This window comes from Sutcliffiella halmapala (assembly GCF_050107295.1).
Lineage (GTDB): Bacteria > Bacillota > Bacilli > Bacillales > Bacillaceae_I > Sutcliffiella_A > Sutcliffiella_A halmapala_A.
Genome location: NZ_JBNIKR010000002.1, coordinates 44,020 through 69,204, shown reverse-complemented (window position 1 = coordinate 69,204; position 25,185 = coordinate 44,020). Strand labels below are relative to the sequence as shown.

The 25,185-nt window shown below is 38.6% G+C and carries 32 protein-coding genes, 1 pseudogene and 1 riboswitch; of the genes and pseudogenes, 4 read left to right on the top strand and 29 right to left on the bottom strand.

Annotated elements, in window-relative coordinates:
- Positions 1-138 precede the first annotated feature (138 nt).
- A complete protein-coding gene (locus ACQCT5_RS03990) occupies positions 139-663 on the top strand; it encodes a GNAT family N-acetyltransferase (RefSeq protein ID WP_499639251.1) in 525 nt (174 codons plus the stop codon).
- Positions 664-820: 157 nt separating this feature from the next.
- Here the strand turns inward: ACQCT5_RS03990 and ACQCT5_RS03985 are convergent, their stop codons facing one another.
- Positions 821-1,486, bottom strand: coding sequence for a hypothetical protein (locus ACQCT5_RS03985; protein WP_499639250.1), 666 nt, complete (start codon positions 1,484-1,486; stop codon positions 821-823).
- 21 nt (positions 1,487-1,507) lie between these two features.
- Entirely contained in the window at positions 1,508-2,044 is a 537-nt protein-coding gene (locus ACQCT5_RS03980; protein ID WP_499639248.1) for a histidine phosphatase family protein, read from the bottom strand.
- Positions 2,045-2,135: 91 nt separating this feature from the next.
- On the opposite strand from ACQCT5_RS03980, the gene ACQCT5_RS03975 reads away from it, so the two are divergent.
- Positions 2,136-2,927: an alpha/beta hydrolase gene (locus ACQCT5_RS03975; protein WP_499639246.1), complete on the top strand. Its 792-nt coding sequence runs from the start codon at positions 2,136-2,138 to the stop codon at positions 2,925-2,927.
- Positions 2,928-3,319: 392 nt separating this feature from the next.
- On the opposite strand, the pseudogene ACQCT5_RS03970 reads toward ACQCT5_RS03975, so the two are convergent.
- The 6 genes and pseudogenes from ACQCT5_RS03970 to ACQCT5_RS03945 form a co-directional block, all read right to left on the bottom strand.
- Positions 3,320-3,647: pseudogene (locus tag ACQCT5_RS03970) on the bottom strand (YnfA family protein).
- Positions 3,648-3,707: 60 nt separating this feature from the next.
- Entirely contained in the window at positions 3,708-4,721 is a 1,014-nt protein-coding gene (locus tag ACQCT5_RS03965) for a S66 family peptidase (protein ID WP_499639244.1), read from the bottom strand.
- Between the two features lie 4 nt (positions 4,722-4,725).
- On the bottom strand, positions 4,726-5,280 hold the full coding sequence (locus tag ACQCT5_RS03960) for a GNAT family N-acetyltransferase (protein WP_499639242.1): 555 nt from the start codon (positions 5,278-5,280) through the stop codon (positions 4,726-4,728).
- Positions 5,281-5,305: 25 nt separating this feature from the next.
- A complete protein-coding gene (locus ACQCT5_RS03955; RefSeq protein ID WP_499639240.1) occupies positions 5,306-5,497 on the bottom strand; it encodes a hypothetical protein in 192 nt (63 codons plus the stop codon).
- 698 nt (positions 5,498-6,195) lie between these two features.
- Positions 6,196-7,041 (bottom strand): helix-turn-helix domain-containing protein, encoded by an 846-nt coding sequence (locus ACQCT5_RS03950; protein ID WP_499639238.1) that lies wholly within the window; start codon positions 7,039-7,041, stop codon positions 6,196-6,198.
- 152 nt (positions 7,042-7,193) lie between these two features.
- Positions 7,194-7,820 carry a nitroreductase family protein gene (locus ACQCT5_RS03945; protein WP_499639236.1) on the bottom strand — a complete coding sequence of 209 codons (627 nt, stop codon included), beginning with the start codon at positions 7,818-7,820 and terminating at the stop codon, positions 7,194-7,196.
- A 334-nt stretch (positions 7,821-8,154) separates the two neighbouring features.
- Here ACQCT5_RS03945 and ACQCT5_RS03940 point away from each other — a divergent pair, with 334 nt between their 5' ends.
- Entirely contained in the window at positions 8,155-9,639 is a 1,485-nt protein-coding gene (locus tag ACQCT5_RS03940) for an esterase/lipase family protein (protein WP_499639234.1), read from the top strand.
- Between the two features lie 62 nt (positions 9,640-9,701).
- Here ACQCT5_RS03940 and ACQCT5_RS03935 read toward each other — a convergent pair whose 3' ends face one another.
- The 6 genes from ACQCT5_RS03935 to ACQCT5_RS03910 all read right to left on the bottom strand — a co-directional run bounded on the left by ACQCT5_RS03935 (position 9,702) and on the right by ACQCT5_RS03910 (position 13,982).
- Positions 9,702-10,172 (bottom strand): DUF4306 domain-containing protein, encoded by a 471-nt coding sequence (locus ACQCT5_RS03935; protein ID WP_499639232.1) that lies wholly within the window; start codon positions 10,170-10,172, stop codon positions 9,702-9,704.
- On the bottom strand, positions 10,169-10,654 hold the full coding sequence (locus tag ACQCT5_RS03930; protein WP_499639230.1) for a GNAT family N-acetyltransferase: 486 nt from the start codon (positions 10,652-10,654) through the stop codon (positions 10,169-10,171). Before ACQCT5_RS03930 ends, ACQCT5_RS03935 begins: the two co-directional genes overlap by 4 nt.
- 137 nt (positions 10,655-10,791) lie before the next feature.
- Positions 10,792-10,962 carry a hypothetical protein gene (locus tag ACQCT5_RS03925; RefSeq protein WP_499639228.1) on the bottom strand — a complete coding sequence of 57 codons (171 nt, stop codon included), beginning with the start codon at positions 10,960-10,962 and terminating at the stop codon, positions 10,792-10,794.
- A 291-nt stretch (positions 10,963-11,253) separates the two neighbouring features.
- Entirely contained in the window at positions 11,254-12,711 is a 1,458-nt protein-coding gene (locus tag ACQCT5_RS03920; protein WP_499639226.1) for a zf-HC2 domain-containing protein, read from the bottom strand.
- Positions 12,708-13,208, bottom strand: coding sequence for an RNA polymerase sigma factor (locus ACQCT5_RS03915; protein ID WP_499639224.1), 501 nt, complete (start codon positions 13,206-13,208; stop codon positions 12,708-12,710). The genes ACQCT5_RS03920 and ACQCT5_RS03915 overlap by 4 nt, the downstream gene beginning before the upstream one ends.
- Before the next feature lie 228 nt (positions 13,209-13,436).
- Entirely contained in the window at positions 13,437-13,982 is a 546-nt protein-coding gene (locus ACQCT5_RS03910) for a GNAT family N-acetyltransferase (RefSeq protein WP_499639222.1), read from the bottom strand.
- A 192-nt stretch (positions 13,983-14,174) separates the two neighbouring features.
- On the opposite strand from ACQCT5_RS03910, the gene mraY reads away from it, so the two are divergent.
- The gene (gene mraY / locus ACQCT5_RS03905) at positions 14,175-15,131 is read left to right on the top strand and encodes a phospho-N-acetylmuramoyl-pentapeptide-transferase (RefSeq protein ID WP_499639220.1); all 957 of its coding nucleotides are present in this window, start codon (positions 14,175-14,177) and stop codon (positions 15,129-15,131) included.
- A 303-nt stretch (positions 15,132-15,434) separates the two neighbouring features.
- Here the strand turns inward: mraY and ACQCT5_RS03900 are convergent, their stop codons facing one another.
- The 15 genes from ACQCT5_RS03900 to ACQCT5_RS03830 form a co-directional block, all read right to left on the bottom strand.
- The gene (locus tag ACQCT5_RS03900; RefSeq protein ID WP_499639218.1) at positions 15,435-16,169 is read right to left on the bottom strand and encodes a nucleotidyltransferase domain-containing protein; all 735 of its coding nucleotides are present in this window, start codon (positions 16,167-16,169) and stop codon (positions 15,435-15,437) included.
- 81 nt (positions 16,170-16,250) lie between these two features.
- Positions 16,251-16,964 carry a hypothetical protein gene (locus ACQCT5_RS03895; RefSeq protein ID WP_499639216.1) on the bottom strand — a complete coding sequence of 238 codons (714 nt, stop codon included), beginning with the start codon at positions 16,962-16,964 and terminating at the stop codon, positions 16,251-16,253.
- 77 nt (positions 16,965-17,041) lie between these two features.
- Positions 17,042-17,218: a hypothetical protein gene (locus ACQCT5_RS03890; protein ID WP_499639214.1), complete on the bottom strand. Its 177-nt coding sequence runs from the start codon at positions 17,216-17,218 to the stop codon at positions 17,042-17,044.
- Between the two features lie 59 nt (positions 17,219-17,277).
- Positions 17,278-17,484, bottom strand: coding sequence for a DUF5316 family protein (locus tag ACQCT5_RS03885; protein ID WP_499639212.1), 207 nt, complete (start codon positions 17,482-17,484; stop codon positions 17,278-17,280).
- Between the two features lie 143 nt (positions 17,485-17,627).
- Complete coding sequence (locus tag ACQCT5_RS03880; RefSeq protein ID WP_499639210.1) at positions 17,628-18,035, bottom strand: DUF4181 domain-containing protein; 408 nt, start codon at positions 18,033-18,035, stop codon at positions 17,628-17,630.
- Between the two features lie 215 nt (positions 18,036-18,250).
- Positions 18,251-18,790: a GrpB family protein gene (locus tag ACQCT5_RS03875; protein WP_499639208.1), complete on the bottom strand. Its 540-nt coding sequence runs from the start codon at positions 18,788-18,790 to the stop codon at positions 18,251-18,253.
- A 163-nt stretch (positions 18,791-18,953) separates the two neighbouring features.
- Positions 18,954-19,724, bottom strand: coding sequence for an alpha/beta hydrolase family protein (locus ACQCT5_RS03870; RefSeq protein WP_499639206.1), 771 nt, complete (start codon positions 19,722-19,724; stop codon positions 18,954-18,956).
- 136 nt (positions 19,725-19,860) lie between these two features.
- Complete coding sequence (locus ACQCT5_RS03865) at positions 19,861-20,559, bottom strand: Type 1 glutamine amidotransferase-like domain-containing protein (protein ID WP_499639203.1); 699 nt, start codon at positions 20,557-20,559, stop codon at positions 19,861-19,863.
- Positions 20,560-20,748: 189 nt separating this feature from the next.
- Positions 20,749-20,991, bottom strand: a complete 243-nt coding sequence (locus tag ACQCT5_RS03860) for a nucleoside triphosphate pyrophosphohydrolase family protein (RefSeq protein WP_499639201.1) — start codon at positions 20,989-20,991, stop codon at positions 20,749-20,751.
- 119 nt (positions 20,992-21,110) lie between these two features.
- The gene (locus ACQCT5_RS03855; RefSeq protein WP_499639199.1) at positions 21,111-21,767 is read right to left on the bottom strand and encodes a Type 1 glutamine amidotransferase-like domain-containing protein; all 657 of its coding nucleotides are present in this window, start codon (positions 21,765-21,767) and stop codon (positions 21,111-21,113) included.
- A gap of 101 nt (positions 21,768-21,868) precedes the next feature.
- The gene (locus tag ACQCT5_RS03850) at positions 21,869-21,982 is read right to left on the bottom strand and encodes an LURP-one-related family protein (protein WP_499640000.1); all 114 of its coding nucleotides are present in this window, start codon (positions 21,980-21,982) and stop codon (positions 21,869-21,871) included.
- A gap of 154 nt (positions 21,983-22,136) precedes the next feature.
- Complete coding sequence (add, locus tag ACQCT5_RS03845; protein ID WP_499639197.1) at positions 22,137-23,138, bottom strand: adenosine deaminase; 1,002 nt, start codon at positions 23,136-23,138, stop codon at positions 22,137-22,139.
- A gap of 57 nt (positions 23,139-23,195) precedes the next feature.
- Positions 23,196-23,295, bottom strand: a riboswitch (purine riboswitch).
- 165 nt (positions 23,296-23,460) lie between these two features.
- Positions 23,461-23,637 (bottom strand): hypothetical protein, encoded by a 177-nt coding sequence (locus tag ACQCT5_RS03840; RefSeq protein WP_499639195.1) that lies wholly within the window; start codon positions 23,635-23,637, stop codon positions 23,461-23,463.
- Positions 23,638-23,881: 244 nt separating this feature from the next.
- Positions 23,882-24,379 (bottom strand): S4 domain-containing protein, encoded by a 498-nt coding sequence (locus tag ACQCT5_RS03835; RefSeq protein WP_499639193.1) that lies wholly within the window; start codon positions 24,377-24,379, stop codon positions 23,882-23,884.
- 218 nt (positions 24,380-24,597) lie between these two features.
- Positions 24,598-25,140 carry a GNAT family N-acetyltransferase gene (locus ACQCT5_RS03830; protein ID WP_499639191.1) on the bottom strand — a complete coding sequence of 181 codons (543 nt, stop codon included), beginning with the start codon at positions 25,138-25,140 and terminating at the stop codon, positions 24,598-24,600.
- Between the last annotated feature and the right edge of the window lie 45 nt (positions 25,141-25,185).

The following is a 25,185-nucleotide window of genomic DNA, read 5'->3' as shown; positions in this document are numbered from 1 at the left end:
TCTCTGTATTCCGCTTTCCATCCCCATTTCCCCTTTACTCAGTTTTTTCTTACTTGGTCAGGTAAAACTGCGTACTTGTCTTCATCCACATTTATACTAAAATAAAAACATATCCATTACAAAAGAGGAGAAAGAAAAATGAACCTTACATATGAAACGATTGCTATTAACGATATCGAAATCCTGAGGGAACCATGCAATGCCCTCATGGACTATCAGAAATCAAAAGCAACGATCACCCCTGAACGGTTTGACGTGATGAACTTCGAAACAAGATTGCTTTCTTCCATGGAGAAGGCCGTTCATAATTATACAGTTGTAGTGAAAGATGGGGACAAAGTTGTCGGCTATGTGTATACCAACGTGTCTCAGAAGGAAGTATACGCCAATGAATTTGCCACATTCTTTGATCTTTCCTCTGTAAAAGCCGATCTTGTCGGCTGTCTATCACAGTTTTATATCGTTGAAGGATATCGTAAGTATGGTATTGGATCGAAGCTCTTTAAAATGTCCATGGAATGGCTGGATCAGTTCAAGGAAGTGCAGGATCATTTCATCTTCGTATCCAATGGCAATGACAGTGCCTTGGAATTTTATCAGCGCAAGGGCTTTAACGTAAGCCATGAGATACTGGATGGATTCATCACAGTCCTTAGAAAATGAACTAGAAGCCGAGATATATTGACGCATAATGGATGAGGGCATTGGAGGAGTCTTTAAGATAGGTTATCCCTTCCATGTTGATGATGAGGATTTCAAACGATTATCATACCCAAAAGCCCTCACTCTTAATTGTTAACTATACCAATCACTTCTTTGGTTATATGTTTTTATACATTGTCGGATAATCAATGTCATCATTATTTACTACTACATCTGAAAATTGTTGTGGAGCATGTTCTTCAAGGTAAAGCTTAGAGGCAGCATGATACCTTTTTTTAAAAATCTCTTCCGCTTTTATCAAACTACCAAATGCTTTCTCTTCCCTTTTCGCTCCCCTTTTTCTAGCAAGCTCAAAATCTGTCTCTACAAAAATTTTATAATCAAACTGATTGATTATCTCCTGCTTGAATAAAAACGTGCCATCGACGATTAGCACGGAGTCTTCAGTTGCTAACACTTCATTGAACGACATATATTCATCTTCTTCCAAATTAAAAGATGCTGGTTGGTATCTAAGGTTACCGGAAGGTCCTAGAGGAATCAGCAGCTTTTCCATAAAAGATGTATAATCATGAGCATCCTTGTAATAGCCAATCGCTGAATCTTTCCCTTGTCTATAGCGAATAATCTTTGGGTTATGAAATTGATCAATACTAGTTCTGATCACTTTTTTTCCTGTGTATTCCAATGCAGTTGCAATTTCATTAGCAAGCGTTGTTTTACCCGATGCTGTAATACCGCTCACACCCACTCGCACAGGATGAGGCAGATGAATGGCACATATAGTATTTATTAGACAATCAATAAGCTCTGACCTTCTCATCAAAGTCACTCCTAGTTCCAATCACATTTTTTCAAACAAATACAACTCACCATTATTGGCAATCTTGAACTCGGGCCCCCTGAATCCCCTTCTCAACAATTCTTTACGCAAAAGCATCATGACGCCACCATGGCTGACGATGAGGGTGTTTTCTTTACTAAAAAGTATTTTATCCAATGTATCACTTATTCGTTTTTGCAATTCCCTCTTACTCACAGGCTGCGATTTATGGTTAAATAGCCAAGCCATGCGGATGGATAAAAGATGAAGTTTGAGGGGGAGCCTTCTATTGGGCGGGAAAATCGGAGCCACGGTTATTTCCCTGAGCTCCTTCAAGAATGAAATATCTCCCTTAAAAGCTTTTTCCGCCGTTTTTACTGCCCGTGGAAGATCACTCGAGTAACATCTCTTCCAATCTATATTTTTTAAATCCAAATCGTTCTCTTCCACTTCAGAGGCATCGTATTCCTCCACCCACTTCAGGAGTTCTTCGGCTGTCACCCGATTGTCCGGATATCCCCGTGTCACCTTGAAGTGCCTGATTAGACCGATCTTCATCCTGCCAGCTCCGTTCCTTTTGAATATTTTCATTTTATCATTAAAATGCTTTCATCTAGCCAATAATTTTATATAATAAGAGGTACTTAGAATGAAAAAGGGGATCGTATATATGCTTGAATATTTTACTGTCACCATCACTCCCTTCCTGTCTGATAGAAGGGTCAGTGTCCTATTGCCTAAAAGCTACCATACTTCTGATAAGCGTTATCCTGTTCTATATATGCATGACGGTCAGAATTTGTTTCTCGATGAGGAGGCAAGCTTCGGTGTAAGCTGGGGGTTGAAGGATTATCTCGAGCAGAGCGACCTCGAAATAATCGTCGTCGGGATTGACTGCAATCAGGAAGGATTTGAACGTTTCAACGAATATGCACCATGGGAAAACCGGGAGCTTGGGCAAAGGTTATTTAATGATGAGAATCTTACAGGTGGTAAAGGGAAGGAATATATCGAGTACATCACACACGAACTGAAGCCATTGATTGATGAGAAATATCGGACAATCCCGGATGATACAGCAATGGCAGGCAGCTCCATGGGCGGTTTGATATCCACTTATGCCGGATGCAGATATCCACACATTTATAAAAGAATAGGATCCCTCTCCTCCGCTTACTGGATCAATCAGAATGAAATCGAAGCTTACATAAATGAAAGTGATTTGACAGAAACGGAACGCTTTTATTTAGATATTGGTACGAAGGAAGATACTTCATTCATCAATCATCAGATCTATATCGATTCGAGCCAGGCCGTTTATGATTTGTTGAAGGAAAAGGTGAAGCATGTCCGGTTCGAGATAATCGAGGATGCAGTCCATAATGAAGCGGCATGGCGAGCAAGGCTGCCGGAGTTTCTGGGCTACCTTTATGATAAATAGGCAAAATAAATAGATGACCGGACGTTCGGCCACCATGAATCTGGTTATACTATGTAGGACAGATGAATACGGGTGGAGCGGCTAAATCCCTGTGGAGAATGGGGGTGGCGCCGCATGAACGAACTGCAAATCTTTCTGAGCTCCGGGATGTTCATTCTGGAATTATTAAGCTTTGTGGTCGTCCTGATCGAAATCAATCGAAAAAAATAATCCACCCGTCTAACGCTGGCATGTGCAGTACGGGTGGATCTTTTCGTTTGCCCACAGTAGCTGTGCCACTGCAGCATTCATCTGTCAGGAGTCAAAGCGTTGGTCTCGCTTTGACTCCTTTTATTATGTGTTCCATTTTATTAAATTATATCACAATCCGAAAATTATAAACTTTTCCTCACTTAGTGCCGAGGTGCAAAAAGCATTACAGAAACACCGATTAAACAAATCAGCGCTCCTGCCCAATCATACATATCCGGTGTTTTCCTATCGATCCCCCAGCCACAGAGCACAGAGAGAACAATAAATACACCACCATAGTCAGCATAAACCCGGCCAAAGGAGGGGAAAAGCCTGGAAAGTGGCTACAAGTCCATAGAGAACAAGGGCAAGCCCTCCCCATATTCCCCAGGAAAAATGCTTTCCTTCCCGCAGCCATTGCCAAATCAGATAGCCTCCACCTATTTCAGCAATTCCCGCGAGTAAAAACAATAGTAATGCTTGAATCATATTATCCCTACTTTTTCAAAATAAATATAAAGGGAATGGCGTCATTCTTATGTCTGCCCTTTATATATAAGTCTGCTTCACAATCCCTTTCCCATCCGCCACTTCCACTTCTGCAAAAGCACCGTTGATCAGCGTCATCTGTGGTGGCATATGGCCGCAGTCTATGTCATAGAGCACCGGCACCTGGAGATCGTCATATAAATCCTGATAAACATCATCTATCAGATAATCATCCACCGGCAAATTGGCAGGACTTCTCCCGAACATGACGCCTGCGCATTCATCAAACCAGCCTGCAAGCTTCATATGCACCAATGTCCTTCTTAAATCAGTCGTCTTCATATCACAGTTTTCGAAGTACCATAGTATTGGTTCTCCATCCGTAAAGCTGCTCCGGAACCTTTTCACATCTCCAAACGGTGTCCCGATCATATGCCGCACAATATCGATGCAGCCACCGAGCAAGCGTCCTGACATCGTTACACTTCCACCTGCAACAGACTTCCAACTCGTCTCTTCGGTCAAGTGGAATATCATAGGTGTGGGATTCTCGTGATGCCATTCCTTTTGGAACTTTTCAGAGGAATACTGTAGGATGGAATGGCCTTTTTGTGTAGCCAACACCTTCTTCCACATTGCAGTGGTCTCATCCGAAAATTCCCCACGCAGGTCCACCAGATTACTTCCATGTGCAGTTGCTGTCCCGGTTTTCAAGGTAATGGCAAGCAGTAGCATGCTTGTATCTGAATATCCCATGACCCACTTCGGCTGTATCTTCTCAAAATCAATGTGTTCCAGGGTTTCAATCAATAGCTCACCGCCCCATGGAGGTATGATGATATCAATATTGTCTTCCTCCATCATCCTTTGAAAATCTTCTGCTCTCTTTTTGGCAGAAGCAGACCTTGTCTTCACATCTGTCCAGACTATCTCACTGCAAACAACTTCGTATCCTTCCGCATTTAATCTTGAAACTGCTCTCTTTACGATATGATGCAATTCTTCAGGAACACCAGATGAAGGTGCGGTCACTCCTATCGTTGAAGTCTGTTTTAGTATTGGATAAGTAATCACGTCCTCACCTCGCATGACTTTCTTTCCACTCACGATTTAACATACTATACGTTACCAAGTCTTCATAATGGTTATAAAGCCACTGCCCGTCCCGTTTGATTCCTTCTTTTAAAAATCCCAACCTTTCCGGAACTGCAATGCTTTTAGCATTACCGACCGCACATTGTATTTCCACTCTATGAATCTTCAGGCTATCAAACAAGTAATCCAGCAATGCTGAAATTGATTTTGTAATGATACCATGACCCTGGGCATCCTCAGCAAGAAAATAACCGATACTCGTAGATTTGTTTTTCCAGTCGATATAATGCAGACCAATCATCCCCACAAGCTTTCCGTTAAATCTGATACCTGCGTCAAAGCCATTGTTATCTGCATATTTTTGTAGCCAGATCGGAATGACCGGTTCAAGATCATCTGGTGACTGACGTTTATCCACCCATAGGAGCCACTTGCTGAGATGTTCGCGATTGGTATCAATCAAAGTAAACAACTCTTCTGTATGTTGAAGCTGAAGCAATTCGATAGATATCTCTTTATCTACTTTGTACGAAAACATTCTAACTCCCCCAAATTTCTTTCTATCATCTATTTAAAAAAGCATTTTGCTTATAGTCTATTTCAACTTCAGACAGTTCACACATTTTTATGGCATTTGTAATGCGGCGGCTGAGTCCCTCTTTCATCTGTACATACTGTTCAGATGTGATTAACTGTTGCCAAGCCAATTGTTGATGAAAAATAATACTTTTCTCCGTTTTTTCCAACGGATTCAAAGCCATCCCACCTTTTGTAACTTGAGCGTTCGTCTGCGCACACATGTTCAACAGTAACACTTCTAGAATTTTTATTTCACGTTCATTTAGTTGTAGGCTGTTCATTTTCACTTTTACGTTTACCATTGCAATGTTTATATGAATCTCCACCTTATATCAGTTTCTATTTTTACTTAAGTTTCGACAAAATCCTGGGAAATCCTTCTATATTAAGCAACAATTTTATTGATCTTTTCTGCTGATTCCTTCATCTAGGATCAAGACGGTTCGCACTTATCGGTTGGGAGATCAGGTTAAGCGCTAGAGCTGATAAATAGACGGAGTAATTCCGCCTATTGACTCGAAAAGTTCGAAAACAGGTGATTTTGCTATGCATAAGCGGAAAAACTCCCCTTATTTTCCCCGAAACAAGCTACATACTGCATTTAACCGGAAAATCTCCGCTTTTTTTTCTCTTGCTGCTTCTTCGATAAAGGACAAGACATTAAATTAGAAAGATTTAGATGACCCGATCATCTGTGAGTGAGGTTAAATTAAATATGGTTTTGTATACCTAAAAAAGAAACTCGCCAATTACTACGGCGAGTTTCTATACTAATAATGATGTCCAAACGACTGTCATTTCGGCAATTTTTTTTAAAAAAGCACCTCAAAACAGAACGGTTTACATATATAAGGAGAATGATTTTTGGATGACTCTACTCTATCCCAACACGCTCTTTTACATATCCATTTATTAAATCCTGATTAATAAACGGCACAACCGGCAGGATTTCCTTTAACCCTTTTTCAGAAACTGCCTTCATCGCAATTTCGTTTAGCACCTTTTGATCAATAAAGGGACAGATAGGGACAATCGATTGGATTCCATCCTTTTCAAAGCCTCGTTTCGCTATGGAGGAGATAAAATCTTTTTTTAGGAATGGCGCAATAGCACTTATTTGCTTTATTCCTTGTGTTTCAAACTCCTTCTCTGTGATGCTAGCTAGCTTGTCCTTGCTGATGAATGGGGCGATGGGAGCCAAGGATTTGATTCCGTTCTCATCTAATGACCTCTCGGCACATTCGTTGATGATTTCCTGGCTTATAAAAGGCGCGATGCCCACTAATGGTTGAATTCCTCCTTTTTCAAACTCTTTCTTGGCACACTCATTAAGGATTTCCTGGCTTATAAATGGAGCGAATGCTGAAATGTCATGGATAGTAAGATCCTCTGTCAATCCTTTGAATACTTCATCTGCCTTTTCTGAATCCAGCAGCGGCGCAACATTGGAAAACTCTTCAACGGAAACTACGTACTCTGTCTGATCCCCTTCGATAATCTGGTTGATCAGAGTACTTCCTTTTTCATTATTCAGCAGCTCATCAATACTTACCTCTAGAATGTTTGCGAGTTCCGGTAACTTTGCAATATCCGGCATCGTTTCGCCACGTTCCCAATTGCTCACTGCCTGATAACTGACACCAAGCTGATCTGCCAAATTCATTTGTGTCAGTTTTTTTGCTTTTCTCCAATTTGCAATCTGTACCCCGATTTTCTTCATATTGAACACTTCCATCACCTCTTCGTTTTGATACTTTTATTGTAAGTTTTTCCTTCATCCATGTATATCAAGTTATGCTTGAGTTGTTTTGATACCACAAAAAAAAGCCCACATTGCAACAACAATTGCAAAGCGGGCTTCCCATCTATCCATTAAAATGTTTCGTATGCCACCACTTCATCGAGCGGCAAGCGCAAAGTTCCGTGTGCTTCTGCAGCAGCTTTACCAACTGATATCAGCATCACCGGAATATAGCGTTCCGGAACGTTGAACTCTTTTTTGAATGCTGCACGGTCAAAGCCGCCCATAGGTACGGTATCATATCCAAGGTCTTTTGCAGCAAGCATCAATTGCATCGCAGCAAGAGAGCTGTTCATCACCGCTTCGTCACGAGCGAATTGATCGTTCGTATAAGCACCATGAATTTGGCCAGTGAGCATTTCTTTTACTTCTGGTGTCATATAGCCTTTGTTCACGACTTCTCCATATACTTTTTCCGCATTATGGTTTGCTTCCAAGTCACCGAGTATGGCAATGGTCACAGAGCTATCGACCACTTGCTGCTGGTTGTAAGCGATTGGCAGGAGTTTTTCCTTTTGTGCATCCGACTGGACGACAAGGAATTTCCAGTGTTGCAGGTTCCAGGACGATGGTGCCGTGATTGTCGCCTCCAGGATAGCTTGAAGGTCTGCCTGTGGCATTTCATATTGGGTATATTTACGAACAGAATGACGTTCATTCATTACAGAAATTGCTGAATTTTTGTTGGTAGTTGTCATGAAGAAATCTCTCCTTCTTCTTGTTGGATTATTATTTACTTATCATTTCTACCATATACATATCTTGATGTCAAAATGTTTGTTTTCGAGATATTTGGGATATTTATGTACAAGATGAATTTTTTAGCAGGAAAGTAAAAATCCACCCTTTTTTTCTTATTACCCGAAAGCTATCCCACTAATTGTTGAAAGGTAAATCTTTTTTCCTACCTTATCCTTTAATTCCCATGTCCTTTCGCTCATTTTTCAAAAAATACTTCTGAAGTGATACCGCTTTCCGATAGGATAGATGGGGAGAAGATCTCCCATTTCCTAGAAGAAATGGAGTGGTGGAATGAAAAGGTTGGTGTTGATTTTGCTTATTGCAATTCTTGTGGTACCGGTTTCTGTAAATGCAGGGACAATCGGCGGTAAGGATGATCCCGGCGGCGTCCCAGGGCAGTGGTATGTCGGAGATACTCCAAGCTATGTGGATCCGAACAAGCCGGTGATCGTATTTGTCCATGGAATCAATAGCTCTTCGAAAACCTGGTGGGAAAACAATAATATGTATCAGACTGCTTTGAATAACGGCTATCAGACGGCATTCATAGACGTCCATCCTGACAAAAACATGTGGGATAACGGCTCGATTGTAAGTGCAAGGATCCGCGATATCTACAACCATTTTAATCAAAAGAAAATTGTCATCATTGCCCATAGCAAAGGCGGCATCGATTCACAAAATGCCCTCGTTCATTACGGGGCATACCCTTATGTATCAAACCTCATCACCTTATCCAGTCCTCATTACGGTTCACAGCTTGCAGACCTCGCATACAGCGGCTGGGCAAGCTGGCTTTCTGCTATTCTTGGCAGCAAAAACGATGCAACTTATTCGCTTCAAACAGGTTATATGAACAGCTATAGACCTCAAATTGATAACCACACAAACCGTTCTCGCAATAAAATCTATACCTTGGCAGGCACAAAATGGGGAAGCTTCGGCTCATCCCTGTATTGGGGTGGATTGTACTTAAGCTCTTATGGCTCCAACGATGGCGCAGTTACGGTTGCAAGTTCACGTCTCCCATACAGCACGGAGGTCAAGGTGAGCAGCTGGAACCACACTACCGTACGCGAGGGCGGCACGTTCCAGTATTTCCGGCCATATTTGACGACCACTCAGACATCAGGAGTAGCTGCGCTTAGTGAGGTAAGTGCGACGGTCGAGCCTGTTGAGCAGGAGCCTACCAACATCAGTGCCCTTCACCGCGGTGGTGAGTTTCATGTGGAAGGAAAAGAAACATTCTTTGTCGAGGAGAATGTACAGAAAATCGACCTTGATTGGTTAAGTGACAAACAGACCAAAAACATCGAAGTAATCAGTCCTTCCGGTGTAGTGTACCGTGACTTCAAACATGCCGTTGATCAGGAGATTTTCAAAGGCGGACATCATCACACCTTCCAGATCTCCTATCCCGAAGCTGGTGTTTGGACGGTAAAAGCGAAGAAGGATAAGGCAGCCTACTTGATGACCGTAGGCTTCCATACCGAACTGAACGAAGAGATTGTCCTTGAGGACTCAACGCTTGAATTAAAAAATAAAGGAAACAAAGTGAAGGACTTCAACGTGGAAGTAAAAGTAAACAAAGATGGGAAAGCGAAGCAGAACTTCGGCATGAAGGTTGCCAATAAGGGAAAAGTGGCAATGAACTTCAAAGAGGAAGGAGTCTATACGATTACGCTTGATGTAAAAGGCGTAACAAAGGACGGGAATGCATTCGAGAGGACGATTGTTAAATCTGTTTATGTTGATAAGAACGGGAATAAGTATTAACTTATCAAAAAGCCGGGAACCATGCTGATTGCTTGTCAGCATGGTTCCCGGCTTCACTATTTTCACCGTTCAGCATTTCTCATTAATTGAAGATAGTTGAAACTCGCATAAATGGTCATCAGACCTCCCGATACTATCAGTGCAGTCATCATCAGTTTAGCTCCGGCAGTAGGAGACCCTCCCACCAGCATCGCTCCACAAAAAAGCATCAATGCAATCCCTGCCGAATAAACCGAAAGTATTCTCTTTCCTTTCATCCATCTTTTCCCCACTGCAAAAAGGATATAGACGAAGCTCACCAACATCAAAATGGGGAAAAGAGGCTTATACTTTAACACATAGATGAAATAGTCGAGCTGCGAGATATTCCCCCTTTCCACTGCCCCGTCATTCCACCATGAAGTAATTTTCGCGGTACTTTCCCATTCTGAAGGTCTTTCCACCAAATCACTGCCTTCATACCAAGATGCAAAAGTTCCGATGCCAAATAGCATAACAGCCAAGCAGAATGCTACCATACTTCCTACTCTCATCTACTTCCCTCCAATAATCGCTTTTCAAAGACCACCCGGTCCTGCCCAATCCCATCATAATTTTGATGAATGGATATTCCGTTCACCTCATAGTCACCTGGCTTTATGGAGAAACCGAGTTTGGTATGGAATTCGATTGATACGGTATTTACAGGAGATGTGACACACCCGACCATCTGACAGCCTTTCTCTTTTACAACCTGAAAAAAGTGTTCATATAATCTGCGTCCGACCTTTTCTTTCCGAGCTTTAAGGTTTACCCCAACAAAATGGATGTACGCTTTTTCTGGATGACTTTGCGAAACAAACCCGATGACAAAACCCATCAACTGCCCATCCTTCTCCAACAGGAAGCTTGTATCTTGGAAGTGGTCGATGAACAGGCGGGGAAGCATGTCGACCATATTGCGTCCGCCCCACCATTCATTTAGATTAGTGGAGATCCGAAGAAAATCATTGTTATGTATGCTTCTCAGTTTCATCTGAATACCTCCTGCTTTCCCTATTATTTTAACGTTTCATTGATTGAAATGGTTTCAACTTTGCTACAATTTCCACCCTTGTTTTTTTGCCTCGAGTCCATATCAAAGGAAAAAGCCCCCAGAACAGAAGGCTCCCCTTATTTGGCGCTTTCTTTTTTCAATAAATGCCCTATCACCGTACATAGCATCATCAATCCAACAAACAAACCAGTATTCCCTGTTTCCATCCCTAAAAATCGTGGGCCTATAAATAGTTCCAGGATAAATATGAGGATGGCTCCTATTAATAGAACCTTGTAGATCATCATCGGCCACTTCCCATTGAATTATGAATTACCCCTTTTAACTTCCGTGCTCAATTTCTCCACTTTTTCCTCCAAACGATTTAGTTGAATCGTCCGCTGCTTAATGCTTCTGAATACAAAAGCCACGAACAACACAAGCAAAACAAGAAAACCTAAACTAAACTTTTGAAACAGAGCGTCCCCTAAATTAAATGCTCCCATATCTGTCACCTCTACAAAGAATATTTAACGTTTTTACGATTAGTACATGAAAAAGTTTCATTATCCTGACTGTAACCTGCAGCATACCGCAACCTATCTTCCATCTACATGAATCCACTCTTCCTTGCCTGTTTTTGCTGAATAGAATTTCCCATTTTCAAAGTAGTCCAGTGCAGGATTCATATGCACCAGTTCGAATTTTCCGGAAATGGCGGAATAGATCATCACGGTTTCTGTTACTCTTTGCTTGTTGAGAGTTTCCAACGTAACAGCTATTTCAAGCTCCTGCTTATGGATATCCCTATAGGACGGAACATCCTGATTATGACGAAATCTATCTATTTCACCAGTTCTTGCATTTACCGTCATTACTGTATCCTGTTCAAGCGGAGTATAAAGCGGATAGCCATTATAAGTAGGTATTATTTTGAAGCTATATAGCTTATAGTCTTTACTTTCATTGCTGGGATCTCCTCCGTTCGGTACCAGGTCGTATATGAAGTTGCTGCCATAAATTTTCTCTAAATAGCCTTTCACCTTTTCCTCGGTTTCCTCCTTAGTAAGAGTTGGTCCATCCAGTTCTGCCGGATAGCTACGCACCTCCAGCAATTGCCCGGTCAATCCATCTATCGCTCCATCATATTGTCCATCAATATGAAACTGATAGGTGTAGGGACTATCGTTTAAAGGACTCTCTTTTCTCAATTCCACCTTTTTCTCTTGAACGTCCAATATATGGGCCACCTGTTTTGCGAGTTCCTTTTCATCCATTGGCTGCAAATCCTCTGGAAGCTTGTGAAAACGAGTATAACTGTCACTCAGGTTATTAATATTTTTGTAGAACCTATCGAATTCTTCCACGTCGAGTGTTTCAAAATAAGAGCTATATCCATGCTTGAATTTCTGGTATTGCCTGTTTGACAGTTGGTTCAGTTCTTCAAAATATTGTTGGGTGGCTTGATATGCGGCCTCATCCGTTTCTGACCACATCCCCTGGTCAAAACGGAATTGCATGATTTCAAGCATCGAGTTGAAGTTTGAGGTATTGATGCTTAAGTAATATTCTGTGTTGTTTAGTTGATGTTTTTCTATAAAATTAAGGTGCTCCTCAAGCGCTATCTTATCTACAAGAAGTTGACTCACGTCACGGTGTACATATTCCAGGTCACTATGTTCTGGTTCTTTCACTATATTAATCATAACAGGCAGTAATTCCTGACTTCTGTAGTAATTTTCAAATTCCAACATCAACTTTTCTCTTCCACTTTTATAGTCCGTCACAAGCAGGGTAAGGATAACTGCGACTAACAGTGTAGAGATCCATTTATAACGGGTGAGTTTGATTTTTAACCATACTTTATCATCTACAGTGTCCGGAACCTTTTCCAGTTCCTTTATATGATCGAAAAATCCCTCTCCCGTCTGATAGGTGTTCCTGCATGCTTCACATTCACTTAGGTGAGCATCAACTGCTTGCTTGACTGCAGGGCTTAATTCGTTTTCCATATATAAAGGGTACAGATCCCTCACTACCTCATGTTCTAGCTTCATCGTTCCTCCCCCACCTCCTTCTTATAGATTTCACGGAACTTTTTTCTGGCCCTATAGATGCCAACCTTCACCTGTGCAATCGATTCATTGGTGACTTCTGCGATTTCCTCATAGGTCAGTCCGTTCCCATCACGCAACAGGATATAGGTCCGGTAATTTTCCGGTAGCTTCAACAGTATCATTTGAATCATCAGCTTATCCTCAGCCTGTTTGTATGGATCGTGCAGGACAGCCGTCCTCTCATCCAAGGTCCCAGAGTGCATCTCCAACTGAGTTTGCTTTTTCACGCAAAAATTAATGTAAGTATTCCGGGCAATCTTAAAAAGCCAGGTTTTCATGGAAGCATCCCCCCTATAAGTGGAAAGGGACTTGAATGCCCGGAAAAAAGTCTCCTGTGTCAGATCCTCGGCAATATGCCTGTTGAGTGTGGATCGATATAAATACGAATAGATCGCCTGTTTATGATTTTCATATATCTTTATCCTAGGGTCGGACATCACATTTCCCCTCTCTCCCATATACAGACAGTCATATCCGCCGAAAGTTACACCTAATATTTAGTTTTCCATATATATTTTACCAATTGTCCATCTTGGATACTACTGAACTTGGAAACTAGCTGTTTTTTGCATAGAAAAAAACTCAGGTCACTTTGATCTGAGTTTTGAGTTTCATATTCGATTCTTACTGGATTAACGGTACAAAAAATCTGAATAGTAGCTATTCTAGTTCAAAAAATCATCCATTTTGACTCGCCATATCATATGATGATAGCCTTCTCCCCAATAATCCTCTAACAAATAATTAGGATCTCCATACTTCTTTTTCCAGATTTTTTGTGCACGCATATATCCACTATCCAAGCAAAATTCTTCAATTCCCTTATTAGACAGTGCTTTATACATTTTATTTAATAGTAAATTACCTATGCCCTTCCTTTGGTAGGCAGGATCCACGAATACTGTCCCCACTTCGATTAGATCTTTAAATGCATTATCTGTACATTTTCTTATCAGATCGCTTGCTGCACCATATTCGATTGTACCGATTATTTTTGCTCCGTCTAAAGCAATCAGGAAAAATCGTTTTTCACCATTACTTTCCAAATCGCTTTCCAAGTAGGTTTTCTTCGCTTCAATTTCGTCTTCTATATCCTCTAATTTATCCCCTATACCTTCTTTCATAAATGTATCATTTATCACCGTTCTAAAAAATTTATTTAGCTCTTTGTTATCCTCAATTCTTGGCCTTCTTAACTCTACGTTAAGCACACTAGAGCCCCCTTTAACTTAATATCATTTTGTTTTGCGCCATTGCTTGATCACACATTTTCATAATAATTAATAGGTCTCTATTAAACCAGAATTTATACGTATTTAATATTGGATTGTAAGGAATAGAGGTAATGGATTGTTTTTATAGAATTTATTATTAATAGTAAAGAGAAAAGAGGTAAATGAAAAGTGATTGATCAAATAATCCCGGCCTTGATTGCATTTGTAGTTGTTACAATTTTATCTCCACTGTTAATTGCCGTTTTAAGAAAACTTCATCTCATTCAGCCTATAAGGAAAGAACTTCCTAAAGGTCATCAGTTAAAAAAAGGCACTCCGCTAATGTTCGGCATCATTCTTTTTGTAGGAATTATAATATCACTACTTCTTTCGCCTACTCCATTGATGTACTTTTTGTGTGTTACTTACATTCTTTTTAGTTTCATAGGGTTTTTGGACGACTTTTGGAAAGCCTCTCGTCAAGATCCAGGAGGGGTATCGGGTAAGACCAAACTTATTCTTCAATTTACTTTTACAGGTACTTTGCTTTTTTACGTGATCAACGAGCTAGGCGTAGATACCAGCATCAATATTTATAAAAACATTTCTTTGGATCTTCCAATGATGTTATATGTCATTGTCATCACCCTATTTGTCGTTTGTTCTGCAAATGCCATTAACTTTACGGATGGATTAGACGGTCTTTTAGGAGTTGTTGCAATCCCTACATACTTTTTCTTTTTTATGGTATCAGACAGTTCAGAAGTGCAAATTTTTTGTTTAGTTATGATTGGGTGTTTACTTGGTTTTCTCATTTATAATATTTTTCCTGCCAAAGCATTTATGGGGGATACGGGATCACTGGCTATCGGGGGGTCGCTATCCTTTCTTGCAGTCATGGAGAAAGTTGAAATCTTGATTCCCGTTTTATTCTTTATATATTTTGCTGAACAGCTGTCGGTCATTTTACAAGTTTCATCATTTAAACTAACTAATAAGCGCATTTTCAAAATGACACCGATTCATTATCATTTTGGCTTAAAATATGGTTGGTCCGAAACGACCATTGTCTCGGTATTCGGATTTATTTCTTGGCTTTGTGCTTTTATCTGTTTAGCTTATTGGAGATTTCTTCTATATCCATAAATAAAGTCATGATCATTCCAATTACAATTAGAGGTAACCATAAAACGCACAATGCAACAAAAAAATACCAAGGTCTAAAATCGGCCACCGCAAAAATTGATGTACTAATCAATACACCGATAATCAAATAAACAAGGATGATACCCATTTTGTCACCGCACTCCTTTTTAGTATTATAAAAGGGTGCACTGATAGGGGTTCTACATTTTGGAATAATATTATTTTTTATCATGTTAAAACGATCTTCGAGTTGGAGATCGTTTTTTGACTGGAACTACATATACAGTCACACATTCAATCGTTTCAGGATGGCGCAAGTTTTTTCCCTAGAGAAAAACCATCAAACAAGCGCCCTCCATGGGACTTTAATATCCCATCCACAAGTTGAATGATTTTGTTTTTATTACCTGTTTTATAAAAATCATCAAAAGCGTCGACAAAACAGTCTGCAAACTCCATGTCATATTCCCTTAATGACCTTACAACCCATTTTGAAGCGCCAACCCACCTATCATTGGTCCTCAATACAAATTCACTTACTAATTCAGCAAGTGTACCAGCGATAAAAATTTCTTCAGCTCTATTTTTACAACCAATCAAGTCGTCTAATGCATCAGTTATAAAATACCTTTTAGTCTCGATTGTTTCAGTAGACCATTTCTCTGGACCTTTGGCTAATAATTCTTTCGCCTCGTTTTTTATGGTCTCAATGATCCCATTATCTTTTAAGACTATGCCTTCAGATACCATTCTTGGCATCGAGGGCCTGGCCCTTTCATAATCACTTTTAAAAAAATCTTTATATGAGATTAAGCTATGTACAAAAACTTCTATATTCCACCCAAAATCAATCAGTGACTCTCTGTATGAGGAATGAAGTTTTCTATCGAAGATCACAACGTCAAGGTCAGATGTTTCCGTCTCCTCACCTCGAACCACACTCCCTGCCAATAAAGCCCCGTCACAATCGGGAAAATGCTTACTTATAAACTTATGGGCTGCATCTATTGGTTCCAATCTATTCAAACTATTACTCATTGCGCACCTCTTAATTTAGCTTTTGGAACAAAGTTTACCTCACGCCGTTGTTCAATGCCATTTACTTTGAATTATCACGGATTAGTTACTTAAAATTGACATTTCATAGTTAATAACATCTTTTATTTCTTTGTTTCCTATTGCTCCATTATGAAAAATATTAGAGTCAGCCCAATAAAGCAACCTAAAGGAAACTCCATTTTCAAGTTCAAACTCTAAAAATATTCGTTTACCTTCCATTTTATCTTCTTTATTTAATGTCTGGATATCTTCCAATTTTAATTTATACCAAGCATCCAGGAATTTATTTTTGGAAGGTTGCGAGAATGTATGTATTCTACTTCCATCTTCCGTGCTTTCAATATAGATATTCTTCAACAACGTATCCATCGGATATAAATCCCCAGCCGTTTTTGCATTTAAGTTTTTGTCTGCTACATATACCTTATCATTTGCCGCAACAACTAAAGCAGAAGGATATCCTTTAATTTCATAAATTGGTGTGCCCTCTTCTAAATATGCAGCATCGCCGTTATTCATTTTATGGTTACTACACGCACTATCAGCCATCTTATAATCTACTTTTCCAAGCTCTTTACCTATTTCAAAATCAATGGGAATATTCTCATCAACAGGCTCGGGGAAATGATGTTGGTATTTTATATCATGGATCATGACCATATCAATCCATTCAATTGCAGCGTCAGGACAACCTCTTATTGAATTGAAGTTACCACAAGAGGATAGCAACATAGTGAATACTGAAATTACAATCATATTTTTTAGAATTTTCATTGTATACCCCTATTCCTCCCTCTATAAAGTATGGAGATCACATTTCAACTATCGCCCCCGATAATTTTTGTTAGAACCTATTCCCTATTTACTAAATCAAATATGCTAGAGTTAATTCCATTTAGATTACTACCTATAACCTCTAAAAGAGTAATGATTTGGGCAAGCCAAATTGCTATGAACACGGAGCTAATTGCGATAACAACCAGGGACAACACTTTTATTGCTTCTAATGTTTTAGTTTCTATTCTCATTATATCTTTCTCCTTTATTTGACGAGTTACAACTTTTTTTGAAACCAAGTACGGGATTCTTACAAATAAAATATCAATGCCGCTATGCCTAATGAAACTAGACCCACCATACCAGAAAATAATCCTATCTTTGTTCTAAAGTTTCTGTGTCCTGTGGTCTCCGAATGATAATTAGCCCTTTGTTGTTGCCCGCTCGTCCATACTCCCAAAAAAACTCCTGAAATAAAAATACCTATAACACCTATTATAAGAAATGCCTGTAGCATCCTAATCACTCTCCCTTCTATAATATACTTTTAAGAAACTTAAATAGTTTCAAATATCAGAAAATAAAATATAAAAAGCTATTTGCTCTCATTATTAGTTTAGTAATACACTCTTTACTTAATTGAACTAGTTTAATGTTCTATCAAATGGTGGTTAGACCGAATATACCAAACTGCCATATAATGATTCCGAAGATAATAAATAACATTGCTTCTCCGATACATAATACGAAATATCTTGATTTCTCGTCATCCTGCCACCAAAAAAATGCTTCGATAACATTAAATAACGCAATAAATAACAAACAGATTCCCAAGAATAACATCTGTGAAAAAACCCCTATATGCTGAAGGTAAAAAAGGAATACCAAGGTAAGAATTACGATAGGACCTATAATAATATTAATGCTTTTGTGTTTCTTATTAACGAATCCATCATCATCATGATATGGCTCTTTTTTTACTTTGAATGTCTTGATAAGAATGGCCTTTAATAAAAATTTCACACAATAAAACATCGCTCCAAATAATAATAGTTTAGTACCGACCATCTTCTCCTCCTTATTCTTTATCCCTTTTATGAATCATGAAAGCTTGACGCTCCTTTAAATATATAGGCTAAAAAAATTGATTATGATTATGATGATGATAAAACAATTTCCTGATCTACCTATTCCCTCATTCCAATTATTTCAAATTTCAACCACTTACTCAATATAAACTTTGCATAAAAAAGAAGCTTACCTAATTTTCTGATAAGCTCCCTTTAGTTATGTAACACCTTATTAATAAATTCTGTTTTTGCAGCTGTATATGTTTCACGATCACTTTTATATTCCTGTGCTAAGTGACTTTTAATTGCAGCGTATTCATTTGCAAGGTCTGCGTTGGTTCTTAATTTATTTCTAAACTTAATTAGTTGATCCCAACGTCCTTCTCCTTCTGCCATTAGTTGTAAATGTGCTACTCGTTTGTCGTTCTTCACTTTTACAAAAAATCTTCTCCACGGCCGCTTATCTAATTCGGGAGGTACATAATGCCAATCGTGTGAATTTAGCGTTTCCGCAATTTTATTGATAGGTTCCAATGATGGAATCGAAGCCATTAAGTCGATAATTGGTTTTGCTGGCAAATTAGGAATTGAGGTGCTGCCAATATGTTCTACTTGCTTTACACCAAAAGTTGAAAGTAGAATGTAAAGTTCCTCTATTTCCTGAATCCCTTTGTCCTTCCAATTAGGATCTGGCTTTTTTATCTCAATTGTTTCAAATGCCCACACCGGTATTTTTTTATGCTCATTGTCCATTAATACTCCCCCCTCTAGTTTTCTTCATCAATGCTGTCCTGATGATTAATACCAATTATTTCAAAACGATTAATTAATAAACTTAATCATAATATTTTTATTTCCGATTCTTGAGGGCCCAATTTAGTAAAAGCATACGCCATTGGTTAGTTCAAGAAAGAAATTATATTGACTCTACAACAGAGGTCCATGCAGAAGAAGTCGGATCAATAATTTTAAAATGCTCTATATCTGGGAGAATCACCAGCTTTACGTTCTCTCCCTTATCCACGGCAACTTTGTAATAATCCTTACTTAAATCTGCTGGGACATGTCGATCCGACTCACCATGTATCAATACTTGTTCTACCTTTATTGGCAACAATTCAATTGGGGAAGTCATTTTATAACGCTCAGAAACTTCTTCAGGAGATCCATCTAATAGTGCAGCTACGTGACTCTTCATTTTCTTTTGCTCATGGAATTCCCACATCTTGACTAAGTCTGTCACTCCAGCTAAACTGATCACTTTTTGAACAGTAACTAGAAGCTCGTTAAAAGGACCATCGATTGCCCTTGATCTAATTCTTGAACCTAACCAAAGTGCTAAATGGCCACCTGCCGAATGACCAATAACAGTAACTTTGGACAGGTCAATTGGATGTGACTCAGCAATTTTTGATAGATGGTTTATTGCATCAATCACATCATTAAATGTGCTGGCCCATTCTCCCCGATCTTCACCCTCTCTCCTATACTCGATGTTCCATGTTACAAATCCTCTTTTGGTCAAATCCTCAGCAATTGGATTATTCTCGTCTAAGTTATATCTTGCTTGCCAAAATCCACCGTGAATCAGTACTATTACAGGACATGAGTCAGAATTCTCAGGGACTCGCAATATACCAAATTGCGAGTGGTGTTCTCCGTAGTATATCTTTAAATCATTCTCCATTTGTAAACCCCTTTGAAAAATCATGATAGTTGTTAAATTCGATAAGAATAGCCACCCTTCCTTTTATTGAAGAGTGGCTATTAAGGTTTATTATTTTACTAACCGGGCTCCATATCCTTGAATAAGGAATTCGCTATCAACCGCTTAAGTAAATTGTATTAATCTCATTTTCAGTAATTTCACCATCTACACATTTAACAAAGTAAGACTTTGCTTTCGGTCTTGAACTAACAGATTTAAATAGTGTTTCATTTATAAAATGAAGAGCGGCTCCGTCATCTACTGCGTATCCTTCTTTCATTTTTCCTTCTAGGATTAATTGGTGATATGAAGGCTTTCTTTTATTTTCACCATCATAATGCGGACAATTACTTCCCTTCAAATAGCCTAAACAATCTAGTTTATACAACGGGCCATTTAATGGATCAGTTAATCCTTCTTCAAACCAACATATTGCACCAGCACTCAGTCCAGCAAGTATGACTCCTTTTTCATAAGCCTTTTTTAAAACTTGATCTAATCCCCATTCCTTCCACAAAAGAAGCAGATTTCTGGTATTCCCACCTCCGACATAAATTACATCTTGCTCAAGAACAAACTTTTCTAAGTCTATAAAATCTGGCTCAAATAATGATATGTGAGAGGGTTGGCAAGGCAGTAGCTTAAATGCGCTATAAAATCTTTCTATATAATTTGCTTGGTCTCCGCTGGCGGTCGGAATAAAACAAACCTTGGGAATGTCTTTTTTCACTTGAGCTAAAATGTATTTATCCAGTAGTGGGTTTTCTGGTTCCATTGAAAATCCCCCACCACCCATTGCAATAATCTGTCTCATACCTTCGCCCCAAACGGCATAGTTTCGTAGTCAGTAGAAATGATATTCGCCTTGAATTGTTGGTTTAAAGCATAAATCAGCTTTTCAAGTTCTATATTCATTTGTTCCTCCATTTTCTTCATTGTCTATGAGGTAAAGCATATTATCCTGGATATTCGTTTTCATGTTGAGGGGCACAGGTACATCCAGTTAACTTGATTTTATATATTCTTCTAGATTTGGAGATTGATTATATTTAATTGCTGCTTGTTGATCCTTCTTAATATTGGCCTTGGTTAAATCAATATTATTTATGCTCGCAATGGCCACTGCGTAGTGTATAACATCGACTAAATCTTTTTCTAAAGCATTATTATCCCATGAATCTGCTTTTTGACCTTCTAACTGATTTAATACCTCAGCTACCTCTCCAATTTCTTCTACTAGCTGCATAAAAAACCAGAAGAAGTTCGTCCTTCTTTGTATTCTAATGCCAGGTAGCTCTGTAACTCATGGAATGTTAATTGTTTCATATGCATCCTCACTTTTAAGATATCATTTTAAACCTTCAACTAGAGTGTTCTATCCAACTTCTGAATTCTTGATTTTGAAATTAAATATACATCACCCAGGATGTCGATTTTGTCTCCCCTTACACGTACAGCGCAATCTTTGTTTGACGCATAAATATCCATTTCTTTCGACAAGTGAGACAGTTCGCTTTGAACCTGTGCCATGTTATTTTCAAGATCAAAATGAGACAGGACGGCAAAATCGTCAAGGCCAATCCCGTTGTAAGTTGTGCTTTTTTCAACTTTATATCCTAGTTTCTTCGAGCATATCCATTTGGCTGACATGTTGATCGCGCCAGCGCTTGCTCCGATTACTATAGCTGTACTTTTTTTTATCAAATCTGACAATCCATACTCCCTCAAGAAATCATTTTGTTTAAGAGTATTTCCACCTAACAAGAATATGGCTGAAGCGTTTCGAATTAACGTTTGGGCATCTTCCTTCTGTAGACGAAAATTAAGTAAATGGTATTCATCAAACACAATCCCGGCCCGGTCAAGCCACGAGCGTTCAGTAACACCATCGTCTTCAAGTACAGATGGATTCGAGCTAATCATAACAAGTGATTTTCTATTCGTTATATCCTCCTGTAAAACCCTGCCCAAATTCTCTGGGAAGAAATTGCTAAACCACCCTAAATAATAGTGAATTTTCATATATACCCCCGTAGCAAAGTAAAATATATTTATATCATGTGTTACCCATTTGTGTTTGCTTGTCATAGACCAATACTTAAAATATACAATCTTGCCTATTCTTAAGCTGTAATAAAACGTCGCTCCACGTAATATATATCCTTCTCCAGCTGATCCTTTACTGTAAATTTCCCACTAAGACTGAATACCTTCTGCTTTATATAAAGCTGCCTCATACTTTTGCCTCCCCAAACTAAGTCTATTGCATTACTTACGTTTGAAATAGGCATTGGTTCCAAACTTATGCATTAGAATACAAATAATATTTCCAAGCCTTTTCAAATTTTAAACCCACTTTTCCATGGAGAGGTTGCGGATTTAAAATAAACTTTATATATCTAGTAGATATTTCTTCAATTTATCCTTTGTTTTTACATTTGCAAAAGAGGCTTGCACGCTATTCATGTAAATTTGTTTATAATCTTCATCACTCATAGCAAATTCATTACAGACTAAATCACATTCCTTCGCCATCGTTGTATCTGATACCGTTCTGTTGTCCGTATTAACGGTTACTTTTATTCCATCCCTGTGGAAATCGTAGATTGGATGATCACCAAATTGGTTTACTGCTTTGGTTTGGACATTACTTGTTGGACACATTTCAAGCACTATCTGTTTTTCCTTTACAATGTTGTAAGCTTCTACACAGTCTTTAATGAACACACCGTGTCCAATCCTTTCAGCCCCCAACCATTCAATAGCCTCAAGCACATTTTTTCCGATTCCAGTTTCACCGGCGTGGATCGTGACTCTGTAGCCATATTCCCTAGCCATTGCGATTGGTTCAATAAATTTTCCGCAAAATCCTTCCTCTTCCGAAGCACACAAATCAATCGCGACAACCCCTTTTCCAAGGAATATCTTGCCCCTTTCGACGACCTCAAAAGCACTTTCCACCGCCATCGTTCTCATACATGACAAAATGATATTTCCAATGATATCAAATTGTTCTTCTGCTTCTTTCATTCCATCTATCACACTTTGAATGATTTCTTCTACAGATAATCCCATTTTCGTATGAAGTAACGGTGCAAATCGAACCTCCATATATTTCACATTTTCCTTTGCTGCATCTTCAAAAAGCTCAAAGGTAATTCTTTTCAAATTTTCTTTTGACTGCATTACTAAATTAGGTATGGAAAATTTTTTTAAATATTCATCTAAGGATTCGCAGTCTAATGGAGCAATTAGTTCTTCTTTCATCTCTTCCTTATCAAAGGAAGGTATACTGATGCCATCTTTCTTTGCAATATCAATGATGGTCTCAGGTCTAACACTCCCATCCAAATGGCAGTGAAGTTCAATTTTAGGCAATATAGAAAAGTTCATTGTTGGACCTCCTTAATTTTTCACAAAAAAAATCCTGATTACGAAGAAGATACAAGTACATGCTTGCATCTTCTTCGTAATCAGGATTTGTTGGTTCCTGGTAGAGACCCCCAAACCATATCATTGGGGTTATACGAATTTAAATGTTGTATTGTTTTTTTACTAAGATAATAGAATTTATCTTTTTTGTCAATGGGCTAAATAGATCTTTGCTAACCATTTTACGTTTGTACTCTAAAAAAGAACCCGTTACCTGCAATGTCTCTTTTATTCATTCTTCACACAGCTTATGGATCCACTTTCGACGGTGGTCGTTCCATCCTTACCTAGTCAAAACGTAATATATAACGTAGAACCAACTAAAGAACCCGTGAATTATTGCCCAGAGAACTGATTTATGAATACTCCAAGATATAGTAATGGCTATAGCGGAACCAAAAGTAATTGCACTTTTAGAACCAACTGGAACATTATATCTTTTTCCTGTCTTTTCTTTCATACCTCAACCCCCATTTTCTCTGAATCTATATTTTTTCTATCTGTAAATATTTATTATTTATTGAAAAGGTTATTCCCTTTAAGTATCAATATTCTGTAATTGCTATTTAACTAACCAGCTCGATTCTTAAGAAAAAAAAGCGATTACCTTATGCAGCAATCGCTTCCTTTGACGGAATATCGTAGGGCGCAAACGTATATTGAATATCCATCTTCACCATTTTGCGACTTTGATGAAAATTTATTTAATCTATGAAAATGGAAATGCGTTCTCCCTTTGACAGTCTTGAGCTAGGTTTAATGACTTGTTCATTTAATTGAATTGCTCCTTTTTCAATCTTATCTATAATCTGTGATCGACTCCAATCCTCAATTTGATTTGCAAGTACTTTATCAATTCGATGTTTTCCTGTCACATCATCTAGTACAATGTGTATCACCTTTATTCCTTGTTCTACTAAGCTAGTTATCGGAATGGCTGACACTATAGAAGATTCTTCTCTTTGCTCCTCGATTTCAGCAACATGCTCTGAGAACGTTTTATAAATAGCTAACTTTTTGTTCCACGTATGATTTTTTCCGCATTTATAAATCGCATATTGGTATATGCTTTTTCCGTTTGCGTTATGCCTTCTCACATTCGTGTCCGTAAAAACAGATAATTCCCCACCCATTTTGCAGTGCTTCTCTACACCTCGTTCTGGTATTTGAGAAAGTTTCCAGTGGAAAGTTATATTTAACATTAATCCTTCACCTCTTAATAAGATAAAGGAACGCAAGCATCTATTTGGATATCTTGCAGCTTAGGGATAAAATTAAATTGATAAATAAAAAAGGAGATCCTATACAAGGACCTCCTCAAAATCCAGTTAGCTAATTAGTTAATATATTTTAAATGAAGATTGTACTGAAGAATATTTCTAGCACTTAAATTGCCAGTTCCATGTTGTTATGGATTATGTTACATCTCGTTTGAATTATCTTCTAAATACTTCTCCATGCGGATGTCAGACCACAATTTATCTTGCCAATAGGTGAAATCTTCTATACTGCCAATTGCCTTGTAGCCCAGCTTCTGATACAGCTTCTGTGCCTGTATGTTAAATTCAAACACGCCCAGTTCAATACGTTTAAGACCTTGCTTCTTAATCTGTTCTTCTAAAAATTGTATCGCCTCATAACCAATCCCTTTGCCCCGACCTTCAGACTCACCAATCGTAATCCCTATCCAGGCGGTCCCTTGATTTTTTTTGTAGAGATGGCTCGGATCTACCATATAGTTCATTTCGCCGATCAACTGTTCATCCAAATATATCAGGTAGATGTGATGGTTTTCCAAGCGTTGTGTTAAGCTATCAAGGGTAATTATCCTCTGGCGTTCCAATTCTGACTTGTTTTGGTGGGGGCGAGTCAACGGGATTAAAGTGGGGTCGTTTTCCCACCGACTAAACACTTCTACAAGGGTTTGAGTAGGTTCAGTTAATTTGATGAAATATGTATTCATGGGGCCCTCCTCTCCTTTATTAACAATTTCAAATTTCGATTCTTT

What these genes read in the sequence shown, in the direction of transcription:
- ACQCT5_RS03890 (WP_499639214.1), bottom strand. Translation starts at nt 17,218, where the DNA reads ATGAGAATAGAAACTAAAACATTAGAAGCAATAAAAGTGTTGTCCCTG.
- ACQCT5_RS03990 (WP_499639251.1), top strand. Translation starts at nt 139, where the DNA reads ATGAACCTTACATATGAAACGATTGCTATTAACGATATCGAAATCCTG.
- ACQCT5_RS03935 (WP_499639232.1), bottom strand. Translation starts at nt 10,172, where the DNA reads ATGAGAGTAGGAAGTATGGTAGCATTCTGCTTGGCTGTTATGCTATTT.
- ACQCT5_RS03880 (WP_499639210.1), bottom strand. Translation starts at nt 18,035, where the DNA reads ATGGTCGGTACTAAACTATTATTATTTGGAGCGATGTTTTATTGTGTG.
- ACQCT5_RS03835 (WP_499639193.1), bottom strand. Translation starts at nt 24,379, where the DNA reads ATGTTAAATATAACTTTCCACTGGAAACTTTCTCAAATACCAGAACGA.
- ACQCT5_RS03915 (WP_499639224.1), bottom strand. Translation starts at nt 13,208, where the DNA reads ATGTCCGACCCTAGGATAAAGATATATGAAAATCATAAACAGGCGATC.
- ACQCT5_RS03950 (WP_499639238.1), bottom strand. Translation starts at nt 7,041, where the DNA reads ATGAAGAAAATCGGGGTACAGATTGCAAATTGGAGAAAAGCAAAAAAA.
- ACQCT5_RS03940 (WP_499639234.1), top strand. Translation starts at nt 8,155, where the DNA reads ATGAAAAGGTTGGTGTTGATTTTGCTTATTGCAATTCTTGTGGTACCG.
- ACQCT5_RS03900 (WP_499639218.1), bottom strand. Translation starts at nt 16,169, where the DNA reads ATGAGTAATAGTTTGAATAGATTGGAACCAATAGATGCAGCCCATAAG.
- ACQCT5_RS03945 (WP_499639236.1), bottom strand. Translation starts at nt 7,820, where the DNA reads ATGACAACTACCAACAAAAATTCAGCAATTTCTGTAATGAATGAACGT.
- ACQCT5_RS03830 (WP_499639191.1), bottom strand. Translation starts at nt 25,140, where the DNA reads ATGAATACATATTTCATCAAATTAACTGAACCTACTCAAACCCTTGTA.
- ACQCT5_RS03885 (WP_499639212.1), bottom strand. Translation starts at nt 17,484, where the DNA reads ATGCTACAGGCATTTCTTATAATAGGTGTTATAGGTATTTTTATTTCA.
- ACQCT5_RS03875 (WP_499639208.1), bottom strand. Translation starts at nt 18,790, where the DNA reads ATGGACAATGAGCATAAAAAAATACCGGTGTGGGCATTTGAAACAATT.
- add (WP_499639197.1), bottom strand. Translation starts at nt 23,138, where the DNA reads ATGAACTTTTCTATATTGCCTAAAATTGAACTTCACTGCCATTTGGAT.
- ACQCT5_RS03860 (WP_499639201.1), bottom strand. Translation starts at nt 20,991, where the DNA reads ATGCAGCTAGTAGAAGAAATTGGAGAGGTAGCTGAGGTATTAAATCAG.
- ACQCT5_RS03985 (WP_499639250.1), bottom strand. Translation starts at nt 1,486, where the DNA reads ATGAGAAGGTCAGAGCTTATTGATTGTCTAATAAATACTATATGTGCC.
- ACQCT5_RS03930 (WP_499639230.1), bottom strand. Translation starts at nt 10,654, where the DNA reads ATGAAACTGAGAAGCATACATAACAATGATTTTCTTCGGATCTCCACT.
- ACQCT5_RS03920 (WP_499639226.1), bottom strand. Translation starts at nt 12,711, where the DNA reads ATGAAGCTAGAACATGAGGTAGTGAGGGATCTGTACCCTTTATATATG.
- ACQCT5_RS03840 (WP_499639195.1), bottom strand. Translation starts at nt 23,637, where the DNA reads ATGAAAGAAAAGACAGGAAAAAGATATAATGTTCCAGTTGGTTCTAAA.
- ACQCT5_RS03870 (WP_499639206.1), bottom strand. Translation starts at nt 19,724, where the DNA reads ATGGAGAATGATTTAAAGATATACTACGGAGAACACCACTCGCAATTT.
- ACQCT5_RS03925 (WP_499639228.1), bottom strand. Translation starts at nt 10,962, where the DNA reads ATGATGATCTACAAGGTTCTATTAATAGGAGCCATCCTCATATTTATC.
- ACQCT5_RS03975 (WP_499639246.1), top strand. Translation starts at nt 2,136, where the DNA reads ATGAAAAAGGGGATCGTATATATGCTTGAATATTTTACTGTCACCATC.
- ACQCT5_RS03865 (WP_499639203.1), bottom strand. Translation starts at nt 20,559, where the DNA reads ATGAGACAGATTATTGCAATGGGTGGTGGGGGATTTTCAATGGAACCA.
- ACQCT5_RS03960 (WP_499639242.1), bottom strand. Translation starts at nt 5,280, where the DNA reads ATGTTTTCGTACAAAGTAGATAAAGAGATATCTATCGAATTGCTTCAG.
- ACQCT5_RS03980 (WP_499639248.1), bottom strand. Translation starts at nt 2,044, where the DNA reads ATGAAGATCGGTCTAATCAGGCACTTCAAGGTGACACGGGGATATCCG.
- ACQCT5_RS03850 (WP_499640000.1), bottom strand. Translation starts at nt 21,982, where the DNA reads ATGAGGCAGCTTTATATAAAGCAGAAGGTATTCAGTCTTAGTGGGAAA.
- ACQCT5_RS03855 (WP_499639199.1), bottom strand. Translation starts at nt 21,767, where the DNA reads ATGAAAATTCACTATTATTTAGGGTGGTTTAGCAATTTCTTCCCAGAG.
- ACQCT5_RS03895 (WP_499639216.1), bottom strand. Translation starts at nt 16,964, where the DNA reads ATGAAAATTCTAAAAAATATGATTGTAATTTCAGTATTCACTATGTTG.